The sequence below is a fragment of the Mucilaginibacter sp. UR6-1 genome, assembly GCF_020880975.1.
Taxonomy (GTDB): Bacteria; Bacteroidota; Bacteroidia; order Sphingobacteriales; family Sphingobacteriaceae; genus Mucilaginibacter.
The window spans coordinates 74,419-90,150 of sequence record NZ_JAJIWP010000008.1; the positions used below are offsets into that span (position 1 = coordinate 74,419).

A 15,732-nucleotide genomic window follows, 5' to 3' on the forward strand; every position below is an offset into this window, starting at 1 on the left:
GCTTTTAAGGATGATGATTAAATGGTAACTTTGCTATTGTGAGCGAGAAAACCATTTTAAAACTGCAATTGCCTACCGACCCAAACTGGGTGAAGAACGTAGTGGAAAGTAATATTGAAGAGATACTGACCGACCATGCTTTTTGTGAGCAAAAGGCCGCCAGTAACGCTATTACCCTCATCGTACAAAACCCCAACCTGTCTGACCTGGTGCAGGAGATGGCTGCTTTGGTGCAAGAGGAGATGGATCACTTTAAGCGCGTGCACGATATTATTCTGGAACGGGGTTATGTGCTTGGCCGCGAGCGTAAGGATAATTATGTTAACGAGCTGGTAAAGTTCATGAAAAAGGGCGGCAGCCGTAATGAACAACTGATAGACCGCTTACTTTTTGCCGCCATGATTGAGGCGCGCAGTTGCGAGCGGTTTAAGGTACTGTCAGAAAATATAAATGACAAGCAGTTATCAGCGTTTTATCATGAGCTGATGATCAGCGAAGCTACACACTATGCCACCTTTATCCGCCTGGCCCGAAAGTATACTGAGGGTATTGATGTGGATAAACGCTGGAAAGAGTTTTTGGATTATGAAGCTCAGGTGATACAAAATTACGGCAAGCGCGAAACCATACACGGGTAATTCGTCTGTACAAAGCGGGCAGTTATCGATACAATGTTACATCGACGGTAATTAATGCTTTGCTTTGAATATGCTTCGTTTTAAATCATCAGTAATTATAACACATATAGCGGGGTGGCTTTTATTTATGGCCTTCCCGCTGCTTTTTTTAAATAACCACGGGCAAAGCTCCAGTAATTTTGCCTTGTTGGCTTTACCGCAATACTGGTTGTTTTGCTGCACGTTCATCGCGCTGTTTTACATAAATGCTTACTGGCTGCTGCCAAGATTCTTTTTAAGGAAACGTTATTTTGATTACGGTATAGCTTTAGTGATACTGCTTAACGGCGTTTACTTTTTGCAACCGTTTGACAGGCTGCTGCGCCGGTCAGAACAGGAATATAATAAGCTACTGGCCGGGCAAAATGCAATGGGTAATGTTTCGGGCGCGCAATTTGGTCTGCCGCCGGGTGATATGCCTGCACAACGGGCGGATAGCTTAATGCGAAAACAACCCAATGGTGCGGCTGTGCGCCCGGATAGCCTGATAGGCCCGCCGCCTGACGGCGCTATGCCACCACCGCCTCAGCAAGGTAACATGCCGGGGCAGTTTCAGGGGCAACGTAAAATGCCGCCACGCAGGCATATTGATAGTAACAGCCTGTTTATATTTTTAATGATAATGGCGCTGAGTACGGCCATGCGTATTATTCAGCAATGGTTGCTTACCGAGCAGCGTGCGGCAAGGGCCGAAGCTGATAAGGCCAGCGCTGAACTGTCATTTTTAAAAGCGCAGATCAATCCGCACTTTTTGTTCAATACGCTTAATAATATTTATACCCTGGCTATCATGAGCAGTGAACATACTGCGCAAAGCATCATGAAGCTATCAAACATTATGCGCTATGTTACTGATGATGTAACGGCAGATTTTGTGCCCCTGCAAAACGAGATTGACTGTATTGCCGATTATATTGAGCTGCAAAAGCTACGTGTGGGCAGCAATACCACAATTAACTTTGAGGTAAACGGCAATACAAGCGGTAAAAAAATAACGCCGCTAATGATGATGACCTTTGTGGAGAATGTTTTTAAATACGGGGTCAGCAAAAACACAGCATCGGCTATTGATATACGCGTTGATGTGAGCGATACAACCACATCGTTTTTTTGCCGTAACCGGATTTTTGGCGAAAGTGTAAAGGAGCAACGCAAGGGTGTTGGTATAGCAAATACACGCCAGCGGCTGGAGCATTTATATCCGGGCAAGCACTTGCTCACCATAACCGATCATGACGATTTTTATACCGTTAACCTGATAGTACAAAACTGATATGCTGAAATGTATCGCTATTGATGATGAGCCGCTGGCGCTAACGCTGATCAGCACTTATGTATCGCGTATACCTACGCTGCAAATGCTGCATACGTTTGAGAATGCCATAGCCGGGGCTGAGTTTTTGCGAAATAATGAGGTTGACCTTTTATTTATCGACATAAACATGCCCGATATTACCGGTATTGATCTGGTGCATTCGCTGGAAAAAAAGCCCATGGTGGTATTTACTACCGCCTATAAAAATTACGCCTACGAGGGTTTTGAGCTTGAAGCGATAGATTATTTATTAAAGCCGATAGATTTTAACCGTTTTACCAAAGCTGTTGATAAGGCGGTAGAATATCATGGCTATAAAAACAATGCAGGCACCCCAGCACACGACGAGAATATATACGTTTACAGCGAATACCGTATGGTAAAGATCACCATTAGCGAGGTGGAATATTTGGAAAGCATGGAGGATTACGTGAAGATACATTTGGCCGATGGCAAGGTTATCCTTACCCTTATGCCAATGAAAAAGCTGCTGGAAAAACTGCCTGCCGACAAATTCCGGCGCATACACCGCAGCTTTGCGGTAGCGGTTAATAAAGTAAGATCGATTCAGGGGCGTAAGGTTTTTTTAAAGGATACCTCACTGCCTATAAGCGACAGCCATGCCGATTTTATAAAGGAATGGGCTAAGTAATACCCCCCCCCCTAAATCCTCCCTCAAAGGGAGGACTTTGCTTGATTATAGGTCTTTAGAGGAAATCAGGAGTGGTTTAAGCAAAATTAGGGTGATTTATTCCTTCCCCTGGGAGGGCAGGGAGGGGTTAAAATGAATCACATTCAGCAAATAATTGTCCATCATGTCAATAGCCACTACATCATTTATGTAGCCAATATACATGTCAGGCCTTACGATGATGGCCTTTTTTTGTTCCTCCTTTATTCCGAAAAGTTCAAATACCCGGATGTTGTTTTTTGATGGCGGAAGATAAAACAGGTTGATAGCACCATTGTATTTTTGTGTTATCCATTTGGCAAGGGTAAAAATATCTATTTCCTTAAATTTACCCAGTACCAGCAACGTAAAGCCCGGCTTGCTGCACCAGGCATGCAGGTCAGTTTGTTGTTGGGTGCGCTCGTCAAATATTTCTACATAGGGCAAGCGGTCACCGGCTTTAATAGTTGAAAGCTGGCTTAAATGCAGGTTGATCCGGCTATCGCGATAGCTGATACCAGTTTGCGATATGGTGCGGAATAGCTTTTCCCTCAATCCCGGTTTACTCCACATGAATTTTATAAGGTGTGGCAATATTGATATTTTAAAAAACGAGGTTGCCCAATTGGATGCGGTAATGATATTAAAAGCACGGTCGGTAGTGCGGAGTAATTGTTTGGCTACGGGCATGCGTTCAGTTTCGTAACTATCTAATATGGATGGGGCTATCTGGTTGTTTATTACCGCGGCAAGTTTCCAGGCCAGGTTATAGGCATCCTGCAAACCGGTGTTCATTCCTTGCCCGCCAACTGGCGAGTGCACATGCGCGGCATCTCCAATTAAAAAGCAATGCTGCTGCCTGAACTGCGCCGCCATGCGGTGATGCAGTTTATAGGTGGTGAACCAGTTGCAATGGATAATGCTGATGTTTTGCGCGGTCACTTTATTGAGCGAGGGCAATATATCATCCAATTTCAAATCGTCATTATCCTCAAAATTTTGGGGTATATCGCCAATTATCCTGAAAGCGCCCGCTTCGGGTAAAGGGAAGAAGGCGGCCAGGCCGTTTTTTTCAAGGTAAAGCTGTATGTTATCATCAGCCACGCCAGCCAGTTTTACATCGGCTAAATAAAATTTATTAGGATAAGTATCGCCATTGAAAGGTGTGCCCATTTGTTTGCGTACAGTACTGCCAGCACCATCGGCACCTATCAGCCAATCGCAGGTCAGGGTATGGTCGCGGCCATTTTCGCTTGCTGTTACGGTAACCTTTCCGCCGGTTTGCTGAGCTTTTATAAGTGATGTACTCCAGTAAACGGGGCAGCAGGCCGTGGTGAGTTCGTCAAGCAGCAGGCGTTCATTTTTACTTTGCGGATAAAATAGTATAAACGGAAAGCGGGTTTGCTTTTCGCCCACACCGGCAAATGAAAGTGAGGCCAGTACCTCACCATGCTGATTAAAAGTTATACCCTGTGCCTGTTTACCTTCATCAAGCGCGCTATCCACCATACCCATCTGCCGGTATATCTCCAGCGAACGGGCTTGTACGGCCAGGGCTTTGGTATAGTGTGTTGGCCCTGTTTTGCTGTCAATAACTACAGGCTGAATGCCGTAACGCAGCAGTTGCGCCGCCATCATCAACCCCGAAGGGCCTGCCCCAACAATTAAAACACTGGTATGCTGATGGCCGCCTATCATATTTGCTTAACGAAATAGCAGAAAAATGGTTGGTTTTTTATGCAGGTCGGGCGGTTGTTTTTTCCAATCAGCCAACGTTTTGGTGGCTATCATTTCATCAACACCGGTAATATTGCAGGCAATGCAAAGCAGTGTTTTTGGGTTGCCGCTTTTTAATATCTCCTCAAGCATGGGGTTGTTACGAAAGGGCGTTTCAATAAACATCTGGGTTTGTTTATTACGTTCGGCCAAAGCCTCTAACTCCTTAATGCGTTTAGCACGTTCTACCTTATCAATAGGCAAATAACCATGAAATGTAAAGCTTTGCCCGCTAAAGCCTGATGCCATTAGTGCCAATAAAATAGAGCTCGGGCCAACCAGCGGAACCACCTTTATGCCTTTACGATGCGCTTCGGCTACAACGTCGGCACCAGGGTCGGCAATGCCGGGGCAGCCTGCCTCGCTCATCAAACCAACATCATTACCGGCTAAAAGGCCTTTAAAAAAATCATTGTTCAGCTTATCCCGGTTGTGCTTCCCATAATCATGTATAATGAGTTCGCTTTGCGGGGTTTTTAACCCGGCCTCTTTTAAGCAGCGGCGGGCGGTTTTTTCATTCTCAACAATATATTCCTTTATATTGTTGATAGTATCAACCAGGTATGGTGTGAATGATTTGGCCGAGGCATCATCGGCAAGGGGTACGGGTATTAAATAAAGCGTTCCTGCAGGCATATTGCAAAAATGGCTTTTTTATTTTAGATGTTGCGTAAAAAGTAACTCAGTGAGAACGGTCCCACCCGATGTAGTCTATTAGCCACTTATCATTTTCTTTGGTTAGCGTAAATATCATGCACACGTATCGGGTAAAAGTATAAGCAGCCATGGCTTTATCATCTATCACATACAGTTTGTGTAGTTTCATTTTGTTCAAATTATCCAACACATCTTCAGGCTCCATATTTTTTAGTACCAGATCAAAATCAAGCCCATTGATCTTGATCAGTTCACTTGTTAATTTAAAGCCTTCAAGTTCTTTATCAACTTCCTTAAAATGTTCACGATGGGTATTCAGATAAGCGGGTGATACGTAGCCGCTGCTGTTTAAATGAGCAAGATAGGTTTCAACGCCATCCCAGTTTATGGATGGCCGGGTAGTGCTGTCAGGCGCTCCTCCTTTAATTAATCTGTAATGAACAGTTGTGTCATGACCTTTTACTTTATACCATTTTAAAAAGCCGTGTACTGCAGATAATATTTGCTGTTGATTTACCTGCGAATTTGTGCCTGGCTTTTGCGCCGAACAATAGTTTAAATTGAATAATATGAAGATGATAAAGGCAAGTTTTTTCATGGTGCTTTATCAATCACATATTTCAACCAACCGGGTAACAAACTCAGCCATGTGAATGGCTTTTTGGCCCGTTATGGGTTTGCGATTACCAATGAGGAGTGTATGATCGGCCACCTCAATAATAAGATCATCCTCCCGTATATCCATCACCGCGTTTCTAAAATCGCGGGTAATGCCGGCAATTGCCTTTGGCTTGTCATTAGCCAGCACGTAAAAGGTATTGCTAAAGGCTTTGTCTTCCTTAAAATCTATCTCTAAGGGAAAAACAAGTTCAAATAGTTTATCAGTAAACGTTTCACGCCTGATCTTTACCCTGCCTAAATTATGTTTAAGGTAAGCCAGTCCCCAGGTTTGGTTTTCTCGGTGTTCTGTAATTTCTCCGGTAGTGCTTTGGCTTTTAACACAGGCTTCAATAAAAAGTATGTAACAGCGGTCATTCTCAGTATTAATTACATAAGAGCTTTGCAGCTCAAACGACGAATACTGTTTAAATACTTCAAAATTGTTCAACTGAAAATCAATGTATCCGGTCGGTTCAATAGCAAACTCCTGCTTCAGCAATTGATAAGTTTCGCTAAAGCTGTCATTATGTGATCCGGTGATGTCGGTTGTCAGTTCCATTCAGTTGAACAATTTATGAATGTATATTAGCTCAATTTCTCTAATGCTGCCTTAATTCTTGGTATGGTCAGTTTAATATCCTCGTTGGTAATAGTACCTACTGACGCACGGAACCAGGCCTCATCCTCCCCGGTGCCAAATGCCGAGAATGGTACTAAAGCAATACCAGCGTTTTTAATCAGGTAAAAATTAATATCGGTAGCGGTTTCAAGCACTTTACCTTCGGGCGTGGTTTTACCAAAATAGTCAACCTTTATGGTCAGGTAAATGGCGCCCATCGGCTCAATGGCATCTACACTAAAGCCTTCGCTTTTTAATTGCTGAAAGCCTTGGTACAAGCTGGTAAGGCTGGCCTGTACATTGCCCTTTATATCGGTAAGGTAAGTATCAACAGCGTTATTATCGGCTAAGAAGTGTGCCATAGCCACCTGTTCAGCCTTTGGTGCCCAGGCACCCATGTGGCCAACAATGGCCTTCATGTTATTTACTATAGCCGCCGGACCAAAACCCCAGCCTACACGTACACCGGTTGCCGCAAAGCATTTTGAGCCGCCGTCAACAAAAATGGTATAATCGCGCAATTCGGGGCGCAGAGTTACCGGGTTATAGTGTTTATGTTCACCAAAGGTTAGTTGCGAGTAGATCTGATCGTACAACAGGTATAGCGGTTTTTCACCTTCTGCACGGGTCTTGTTTTCTTCGATCACCATATCGCATATTTCCTCAAGGGCTTCCTTACCAAACATGGTGCCTGTAGGGTTAAGCGGTGAACACAAAGCCAGTAATGCCGCGCCTTTAATATGCGGACGAAGCTCATCTGCCGTTGGCATAAAATTATTTTCGGGCAGGGTTGCTATCATTACACCGTTAGCGGTCAGCAGGTCGCAGTAATGATTATTGTTCCATGATGGCGTAGGGAATACTACTTTTTCACCCGGATTTACAACTGCCAGGTAAATAGAGTAGATCAGCGGGCGTGACCCGCCCGAAATAATGATCTCGTTAGCGGCGGCATATTCCAAACCGTAACGTTCACTCAAAAATTTGGATACGCTTTGGCGCAGGTCAAGTACGCCATCTGCCGGTGGATAGTTGGTTTGATTTTGGTTATAAGCTTCAATAATGCCCTGCTTTAATTGTGCAGGTATGGGGTATATGTTCGAGTCGAAATCGCCAATAGTGAGGTTGGCAATATTCTCGCCGCGACGTTTTAATTCGTTTATTTCAGCAGCAATTTTAATGATCTCAGATCCGCGCAGGTTTTGCGCTAACAACGATGAACTCATGGTATAATAATTTAGAAACGTGGCAAATATAAAGTAAATAAAAAAGCGGTTGAGTATTAGTCAACCGCTTTTTTTATAGTTAAGCCACAACGGGCTTTCGTAATTTTATTATCCGTACCCAATGCATAAATTTCATAACCGGGTAAACAGGGTCAACTTCAAACCATTTGGCGCCAAAGTTGGCTTTGTTAGGATGGCGGTGATGATTATTTTGAAATAATTCGCCCAGCATCAAAAAGTCAAACGGGGTTGAGTTTTTTGATTTGTCGCCGTTATCAAAGTTTGAGTAACCGTATTTATGGCCGCACCAGTTAACAATAGCGCCATGTATAGGCCCCATTAAAAAGTGAATAGGCAATAGCAAAAACATCCACCATGCAGTAGCAAAGGTGATATAGAACCAGGTGTAGAACGCGATGAAGAACAAGCGCGAAACGATGGTTGAACCCCAGCGATCGATCAATGTCCACTCCGGGCAATAACCGTTAAACCGGTGCTCAGGTTCTTTTAGCCTCCTTACGTGTTCGCCATAGGTTTTTGATGTGTAGTACATCATCTGGAACACATCCCTGAAAAAGTGCGGCGAATGCGGATCTTTCTCCGTATCACTGTAAGCATGGTGCTCACGGTGCATTAAGGCATAGGCACGCGGGTTAAGGAATGATGACCCCTGGAATATAAAGGTCAGGAAATGAAAAATGCGCTCATTTACCTTATGCGTGCTGAACATGCGGTGCGATGCATAGCGGTGCAGATAAAAGGTCTGGAAAAATAAAGACAAGAACCAGTGCGCTAAAAAGAAAATTAATATATACACGTATTGTTATTATGGATGAAAATGAACGGTTTAATACGCCGCGAAGTTACGGTTTATATCAGCGTTTATTTTAAAATATTTACTTTTATATAAACAGTAAAAAGGCCGCTTTATTTTAGCTAAAGTGGCCTTTTATTATATTATTTTATGATGATGCTTACACGGCACTATCGCGCAGGGCCTTGATTTTATCGTGGCCTTCGTTTATTTTTTGTTGCTGCTGTACCAGTATTTCGCTCACATCCGCCGGTAAAACATTGCCGGCAAGTGCTTCAGTGTAAGCCTTTTTTATGGCATCTTCGCCACGCTCACATTCCTGCAAAATACTTTTACGGTTTTGCCCTGTAAAGGTGGCCTTAACGTCAAGCCAGGTACGGTGCAATGTGCCGGTTATGGTGTTGCCGGTTTCGGGTTTGTCGCCAAGCAATGCAACAGCGGCAGTAAGCTCCTGCACGTGGGTGCGGCTATCTTTGGTAAACAAGGTAAACAGGTTACGCAGGTCAAGATCATCGGCGCTCAACTCTTTGCTGGCGCGTTCAAAGCCTTCAATACGGTCGTTGTTTATTTGTATCAGGTCGTTGAGTATCTCAACTGATTTTTCAATGGTTGCCATAATGTGTTTGTTAAAATATATCACTATAAGTTAATTTAATAACCCATAGCGATATATTTTGTTTGGAACATTATGATTACCAAGCCTTAAAACTCCGGACTAACGGTATTATCAATATAGTTTGATGCTTTGATGCTATCACGCGTTTGCTCCTCAATCGCTTTTTTTAATTTTTGCTGATAGGCATCGCTTTTAAGATATAAATTTAATTTCTCGGTAGCCTTTTTTAATTCCTGCTGGTGCTGTTTCAGCGTAGGGTTGTTTTGATAGGCATTCATCTTTTGGCTAAGTAAACGCATATTGTCAGATTTCAGTGTAATGCTTTTTGATTGATAAGCCTGGCGCAGGCTGTCACTTAACGAGCGCATGGCTTCCTGTATGTGGCGGTAATTATCGCCTTGGTAATGGTCGCGCAGTTTTTGGCTCAGATCTTGCATTTGCTCCTGCTGTTGTTTTAACTTAGGCGAATTAGTGTAAGCTGATAGCTCTTTGCTTAACTTTTCAAGTTGTTTTGCCTGCTGCTCAAAAGCCGCGGTGCCCCATTTTAGTTTCTCTAATTTTTGGCCTTCCACTTCCAGCTTCTTTTCCACTTTTTTAAATTCAGGGCTATTGAAATAAACATCCATGTTTTTGCCGAGCGCCTCCATTTGTTTGTTCAGCCTATCCATTTCGGGGTCATTGCTTAGCTTTTCCATTTCAAGGCTCAGCTTTTCCTGCTTTTCGGTCAGTGCTTTTAGCGCAGGACTATTGTAGTAAGCATCCAGTTCTTTGCCATTTTTCTCCATCTCCTCACCAATGCGCTTAAACTCCGCGCTTTCATAAAACTTGCTTATAGCATCGCCGTGTTTACTTACTTCGGCACTCAATTTTTCAAGTTCCGGGTCATCCTCTATATTAACAGTTTTGCCTTTAATATGTACTATTTTGCTTTTGGTTGCAATCGGCTTTTTGGTTTTTACCATTCGTTTTTTTGCAGGCACGGTGTCACCTAACAGTTGCTGTACAAATTCCGGCTTATCGGTATTAACAATAAGGGTGTTGTTTTTTATCTGCGGATTAAACCAGGCAATGCTGCCCAGGCTAAAGGCAAACAGCAGCAGCGCGGCCAATGTATGCCTTACGTTTATGGTCAATTTTTTTGTTGTCATGATACGTTCTATTCGGTTAAGTAATAAGTGTTTTTTGCCGGTGGCGGCAAGCGCCAGTTGCAGGGTATTTTGCTTTTGTTGTTCAAGTTTTAACAGTGCGCGGGCATATATCAGTGGTTCGCCGGTTATGGTTACCACTTCATCATCGCAGCAATTTTCGCGTTCGGTATTAATGTGGCGGTTAATCAGCATGGCAAAAGGGTTGTAGAAAAGCATCACCCCGATAATTTGCTGTATCATATTCAGCAGATAATCGTTTCGCTTAATGTGGGCAAGCTCATGCAGTAATATGGCCTCCACCTCGGCAGTCGAAAGATTATTAGCAATGCCGATGGGTAATAATACAATAGGTTTCAGAGGCCCGATCATACCCGGTACATCTACCATTTCGCTAAAATAAACGCTCACCTTTTTGCTGAGTTTTAGTGTGCCGCTAAGTTGAGTAACCACCCGGTCAAAGCCGCTCGCTTCAATCAACGATTGCTTAACCTGCACTATATTGCGCCATGCAAAACACAGTTTAAGAGTATTGAACAGCAGGCCCGCCATATATACTACCGCTATGTAAGGGAGGTATTTTTCGAGCGCGTACTGATATTGGCGGTATGATTGCTCAGTAACATTAAGGTATTTTGGCAAGTAGGGTATCATACCGCCGGCCGGGCTGGCGGTATGCCAGTTTATTTGGGTTGCCTCGTTAGCCAGCGTTACCAAAAACCATACAGCCAGCATACCCATTGCGGTAAAGCTAAGGTTGTGTTTTTTAACCGGGGTTAAAGCAGGCAGAACGGCTAACAATAAGCGCAGTGCCAGGTAAACCAGCAAGCCTTGCCATAGCGAGTGTATAATGGTGATCCCGAGTATCTGACTGATGTTTTGAACAAGCGTTTCCATAACGTTCATTTATTATTTTTCAAACTGATCGAGGTATTTTTTTATCGCGTCTATCTCTTCCTTTGATGTTTTGTGCTGGCCCAGTGCCTGCATCACTAAATCAGACGCGGAACCTTTAAACATCGTTGCAATAAATTTATCCAAAGCTGTTTTTTGTGCTTCCTCACGGCTAATGGCTGGTTTGTACAGGTGAGTTTTTGATGATGTATCGCGCGAAACCAAACCCTTTTCGTGCATTATCTGCATTAGTTTAAGGGTTGTAGTATAACCGGCATCCTTACTTTTTGAAAGCTCATCGTGCACATCGCGAACGGTGCATTCGCCTTTTGCCCACATCACCTGTAAAATTTCCAGTTCGCTTTCGGTTGGTTTTATATCACTCATTTTATTATCTACGATTTTCTTCGTACAAATATCTACGATAGTTTTCGTAAATGCAATAGTTGTGATAAAAAAATGAAAATTTTTTAGAAAAGAATAGCCGTTATTTCAACGCGTCGTACTTTAAACCGTTCGATGGGTCGGTTTGCATCAATAGGTTATATGCGGCGGTGCGCTCCTGCTGCGGAGCTTTGCTGTAGATGGATACCAGCTCATTGCTCTTGGTAGTATAAAACACAACCGGCAGCATTGACCCTAAACGTTTACGATCAACCGAAGCCAGCGAGGGTAATAGCGCGTTTATGGCCTGCCTGCCTTTCACCACATTATCGGCCATCAGGTCGAGCCCGTTGCGATGATAATCGTACATAAAGTTGCGCAGGTTAATATATAAGCGGCTGTTTAGGTTCTCGGCCAGCCAGTAGCGGTTCAGGTTACTGTCAAACGCTTTCCATCCTCTGAATGATGCTGTTTGCGCGTTCACCACAATATTTTGCGCGGCAGAAAAAAATGCCGAACCACCCAGGCGCGAAAAGCTATCATAATCCATACCTACAATTACATAGGCATAAAAGGCCATTACCGCGCTCAGGTTGCCTTGAAAATTTTGGTCGGTATAGTCAATAGTTTGCCCTTCGGTGTAGCTAAAATCAAAATCCCGGTCGTTAATGTTAAGCAACGTGGTGGTATATGCCGAATTATATACCGGCCTTGATGCCTGCACCTGCAACTCCCCGCTAAAGTTGCTGGCTCCGTCCCAGGCGGTAACGTTCAGGGTAAAAGTGCATTCAATGCGTTCCTGCGGTAAAATAGCATCGGGTGTCCATTTACGGCCATTCAAAAAATCGCGCATGGCGGTTTCAAGCACATCAAATATGCGCTTATTGGTAACCTGTATGGTAGGGGTAAGCACCTGTACACGTGCGTTCAAGTCCTGGGCGTGGGTGGTCGCGCTCAAGCATATCAGTAATAATATGTACAGGTATCTTATCATTTACTATTCAATAGTTCAACCAGTTTATGGCCAATGTCGGCAGCAACGGCTGTTTTGCTTTTCAGCTCAAAAACGCTTTTATTAAGTAGCCTGTCAATCATGGTTACTTTGTTGGTATCCCCTTTAAAACCCGCGCCATCATCATTAAGCGAGTTTAAAATGATCAGGTCAAGATTCTTCTTGTTAAGTTTATCTATAGCATATTGCTCCTCATTCTCTGTTTCGAGGGCAAAGCCTATCAATACCTGGTTTGTACGTTTTATCTCACCCAGGGTTTTTAAAATATCAGTAGTTTTTTTCAGGCCGATGTTGAGCGATGATTCCTGCTTTTTTATTTTTTGTGATGCTACTTCTACCGGCGTATAGTCGGCCACGGCAGCGCTCATAATGCAGGCATCAGCATTTTGAAACTCGTACAGGCAGGCATCCAGCATTTCAGCAGCAGAATTTACGTCTATCCTGTTAATATGGCGACTAATGGTGGTTTGCGCGGTTGGCCCGGCTATCAGGGTAATTTCAGCGCCCAGGTCTGCCAGTTCATCAGCAATAGCAAAGCCCATTTTACCTGATGAATGGTTGCCGATAAACCTTACCGGGTCAATAGCCTCATACGTTGGCCCCGCGGTAACCAGTATTTTTTTGCCGATAAGGGGCAATGTTTTTTGCACCTCGTGCTGCAGCAGTGTTACTATCTCCTCCGGCTCGGCCATGCGGCCCTCGCCGTAAAGTCCGCTGGCAAGCTCACCTGTCCCGGCGGGAATCAGCACATTGCCATACGCTTTTAGTTTGCTAACGTTATTTTGTGTGGCAGGGTGCTTCCACATATCCAGGTCCATAGCAGGGGCAAAGTAAACCGGGCACTTGGCCGACAGATAAACAGCTAACAGCAAATTATCGCAAAGGCCGTTAGCCATTTTAGCAAGTGTGTTGGCTGTAGCAGGCGCTATCAGCATATAATCAGCCCAAAGGCCAAGGGCAACATGGTTATCCCACTCGCCGCTTTCGGTATCAAAGTATTTAATATGTACCGGGTGTTTTGATAGGGTTGATAGTGTAAGCGGTGTAATAAAGTTTGCCGCGTCGGGCGTCATCACTACCTGTACATTGGCCCCGGCCTTAACCAGCAGGCGTACCAGCAGGGCCGATTTATAAGCGGCAATGCTGCCGCATACCCCTACAATAATGTTTTTATCTTTCAGCATTTACTTTAATGGTTCCGTTTACAGGTACCTGTATGCTGCAAATATATATTATATAAAAAAAAATCCCCCTTTTCAGGAGGATCTCGTTATTATATTTCTTTAGCTTCTTTAGCCGGGTTACGATAGTATATCTTATTATCTAAAAACTCCTGTACGGCTACGAGGGTAGGTTTAGGTAGTTTTTCGTAGTGTTTTGATATCTCTATCTGCTCGCGGTTTTCAAAAACTTCTTCCAGGTTATCATTTGATGACGCGAACTCTGATAGTTTTTGGTGAAGCTCCTCTTTTATATTGTTCGAGATTTGGTTGGCTCTTTTGCCCATAATAACCAACGATTCGTAAATGTTATCGGTTCCCTTGTCAAGCTCACGCAAGTCGCGGGTAACGGTGCTGCTTGCCACACCGGGTTTATTGTTATTATTATTGTTAACGGTACTCATATCTTTATTAATTTGTTAATTCCGGATTCTTATCTTTTATTGATGGTGGCTGCGAAGTTACGGTATCTTTTTCGGCAACCTTTTTAGCCAGTTTAGGGTTAAGCGATGCTTGTGCCATAATGCGCTTTGCACGTACTATGCCTTGTTCGCTATCCTTAACATATTCTTTAGCATCACGTGCGTATTTGCTGTCAGGGTGTTTTTCTAAAAACTCATCAGCATATTTTATAACCTCTGCGTAACGGTCTTCCTGTTTAAACTCGGTACTCTTATCAGCATATATATATTGAGCGCGTATGGTTAAAAACTCCAATTCCTCGCCGTACTTGGTGTCCGGGTAATCGCGCAGTGTATTGTTGAATGCTATAACGGCCGCCTGGTAATCACCAATTGTAAGGTAAAGTTTGGCATTTTCATATGCTTTTAGTTCCAGCTTATCGCGCAGGTTTTGTATCAGTTTACCCGCTTCGGCAACGCGGTCGCTCTTAGGGTAAAGGTTGATGAATAGCTGTAGTGCTTCAATAGCCTTACCGGTGTTGTCCTGATCGAGCGAGTATATCGGCGAATCAAGGTAATAACAATAGGCAGACATGAAACGGCACTCTTCTGACCGGCTGCTTGATGGATAAGTATCAGCAAAGGTTTTAAAATGGTAACGCGCCGAAGTGTAGTCCCTCAGTTTATAGTTAGTGTACGCGTAATAATAAAACAGGTCCTCCGCTTCTGAGCGGCCGCGGTAACGTTGTACCAGGTCATCAAAAAGCTCAAGCGCACGGCCATAGTTCTTTTCATTATAATAACGCAGGGCCTCCTTATATTTTTTAGCATTATCATTACTGGCCTTCAACTTTTCGAACTTGCTTTTGCAACTGCCCAAAGCAAGCACCAAAACTGCCATAAGGCCACACAGTAACAATAGTTGTTTTTTAAACATTCTGCAAAGATAGTTAATATTATAAATCAGTCAATTATTTTATTCAGCGCGTAAATATATAACGGTGCTTTGTAACAAAGGTCAACACACGCCTTGTTTAACATATTTTAACCTAATTTATTGTTTGAGGTGATGCACCCGCCGTGTATATACATATATACAATGTATAATTCGGCCGTAAGCTCATATAGTATATATAGCCGGGAATATCGGTATTAACCGGCAGACGGAGGGACTAAACAAAGGCTCATTGCATAATGTTTGGTTTATTTTGATATTTTTTCTCCTTGAGATACAGGGGGTTTAAGGAGGTATAGTAATAAAAAACGGTACAGGATTTGGAAAGGCGGGAAAAGGGCGTACCTTTGCAGCCGCTTTGATAGATAAAGCGAAGTTATTTGAAAGAAGGTTAAAGGTACGGCGGGGATAGCGAAGGGGGCGGCTTTAGGGCACCACGGCGCAGCGCGAAAGGAGCGGGAAATATTACAAAATACTTCTTGCAGAAATGAAAAGAAAACACGTACCTTTGCAGCCCGCAACGGCGGGGGCCTGAAGTTCTGAAAAGAGCGGGAGGGCTGAGTTTGAAAGTTTGCACCGGGGTAAAAAAAATAAATTTTTTATTTTGGAAAAGAGAAAAGGTTTTCTACCTTTGCAGACCCAAAACGAGGGAATAACCGGAAGCGAATTCCGGGGATAAAAAGATTGAAAA

General features: G+C 43.6%; 16 protein-coding genes. 3 read left to right on the forward strand and 13 right to left on the reverse strand.

The window, feature by feature from the left end; all coding sequences use genetic code 11:
- Positions 1-38: 38 nt before the first annotated feature.
- The 3 genes from LJ707_RS19960 (at position 39) to LJ707_RS19970 (ending at position 2,644) form a co-directional block, all read left to right on the forward strand.
- On the forward strand, positions 39-638 hold the full coding sequence (locus LJ707_RS19960; RefSeq protein ID WP_228954471.1) for a tRNA-(ms[2]io[6]A)-hydroxylase: 600 nt from the start codon (positions 39-41) through the stop codon (positions 636-638).
- Between the two features lie 127 nt (positions 639-765).
- The gene (locus LJ707_RS19965; RefSeq protein WP_228954473.1) at positions 766-1,950 is read left to right on the forward strand and encodes a sensor histidine kinase; all 1,185 of its coding nucleotides are present in this window, start codon (positions 766-768) and stop codon (positions 1,948-1,950) included.
- Between the two features lies 1 nt (position 1,951).
- Positions 1,952-2,644 (forward strand): LytTR family DNA-binding domain-containing protein, encoded by a 693-nt coding sequence (locus LJ707_RS19970; protein ID WP_228954475.1) that lies wholly within the window; start codon positions 1,952-1,954, stop codon positions 2,642-2,644.
- A 96-nt stretch (positions 2,645-2,740) separates the two neighbouring features.
- On the opposite strand, the gene LJ707_RS19975 is transcribed toward LJ707_RS19970, so the two are convergent.
- The 13 genes from LJ707_RS19975 to LJ707_RS20035 form a co-directional block, all read right to left on the reverse strand.
- The gene (locus LJ707_RS19975) at positions 2,741-4,360 is read right to left on the reverse strand and encodes an NAD(P)/FAD-dependent oxidoreductase (protein ID WP_228954478.1); all 1,620 of its coding nucleotides are present in this window, start codon (positions 4,358-4,360) and stop codon (positions 2,741-2,743) included.
- A gap of 6 nt (positions 4,361-4,366) precedes the next feature.
- Positions 4,367-5,074: an SAM-dependent methyltransferase gene (locus tag LJ707_RS19980; RefSeq protein WP_228954481.1), complete on the reverse strand. Its 708-nt coding sequence runs from the start codon at positions 5,072-5,074 to the stop codon at positions 4,367-4,369.
- Positions 5,075-5,120: 46 nt separating this feature from the next.
- A complete protein-coding gene (locus LJ707_RS19985; RefSeq protein ID WP_228954483.1) occupies positions 5,121-5,693 on the reverse strand; it encodes a hypothetical protein in 573 nt (190 codons plus the stop codon).
- A 9-nt stretch (positions 5,694-5,702) separates the two neighbouring features.
- Entirely contained in the window at positions 5,703-6,314 is a 612-nt protein-coding gene (locus LJ707_RS19990) for a hypothetical protein (protein ID WP_228954485.1), read from the reverse strand.
- A 26-nt stretch (positions 6,315-6,340) separates the two neighbouring features.
- Entirely contained in the window at positions 6,341-7,600 is a 1,260-nt protein-coding gene (locus LJ707_RS19995) for a pyridoxal phosphate-dependent aminotransferase (protein WP_228954487.1), read from the reverse strand.
- A gap of 79 nt (positions 7,601-7,679) precedes the next feature.
- A complete protein-coding gene (locus LJ707_RS20000) occupies positions 7,680-8,417 on the reverse strand; it encodes an acyl-CoA desaturase (protein ID WP_228954490.1) in 738 nt (245 codons plus the stop codon).
- 157 nt (positions 8,418-8,574) lie between these two features.
- Positions 8,575-9,030: a PA2169 family four-helix-bundle protein gene (locus LJ707_RS20005; protein ID WP_228954492.1), complete on the reverse strand. Its 456-nt coding sequence runs from the start codon at positions 9,028-9,030 to the stop codon at positions 8,575-8,577.
- An 86-nt stretch (positions 9,031-9,116) separates the two neighbouring features.
- Positions 9,117-11,072: a M56 family metallopeptidase gene (locus tag LJ707_RS20010; protein ID WP_228954493.1), complete on the reverse strand. Its 1,956-nt coding sequence runs from the start codon at positions 11,070-11,072 to the stop codon at positions 9,117-9,119.
- Positions 11,073-11,084: 12 nt separating this feature from the next.
- Positions 11,085-11,456, reverse strand: a complete 372-nt coding sequence (locus LJ707_RS20015) for a BlaI/MecI/CopY family transcriptional regulator (RefSeq protein ID WP_228954494.1) — start codon at positions 11,454-11,456, stop codon at positions 11,085-11,087.
- A gap of 100 nt (positions 11,457-11,556) precedes the next feature.
- The gene (locus LJ707_RS20020; RefSeq protein ID WP_228954496.1) at positions 11,557-12,447 is read right to left on the reverse strand and encodes a DUF4835 family protein; all 891 of its coding nucleotides are present in this window, start codon (positions 12,445-12,447) and stop codon (positions 11,557-11,559) included.
- Entirely contained in the window at positions 12,444-13,649 is a 1,206-nt protein-coding gene (gene coaBC / locus LJ707_RS20025; RefSeq protein ID WP_228954498.1) for a bifunctional phosphopantothenoylcysteine decarboxylase/phosphopantothenate--cysteine ligase CoaBC, read from the reverse strand. The genes LJ707_RS20020 and coaBC overlap by 4 nt, the downstream gene beginning before the upstream one ends.
- Before the next feature lie 89 nt (positions 13,650-13,738).
- Positions 13,739-14,089, reverse strand: coding sequence for a DNA-directed RNA polymerase subunit omega (locus LJ707_RS20030; RefSeq protein WP_228954500.1), 351 nt, complete (start codon positions 14,087-14,089; stop codon positions 13,739-13,741).
- Between the two features lie 7 nt (positions 14,090-14,096).
- Positions 14,097-15,023: an outer membrane protein assembly factor BamD gene (locus LJ707_RS20035; protein ID WP_228954501.1), complete on the reverse strand. Its 927-nt coding sequence runs from the start codon at positions 15,021-15,023 to the stop codon at positions 14,097-14,099.
- Positions 15,024-15,732 lie beyond the last annotated feature (709 nt).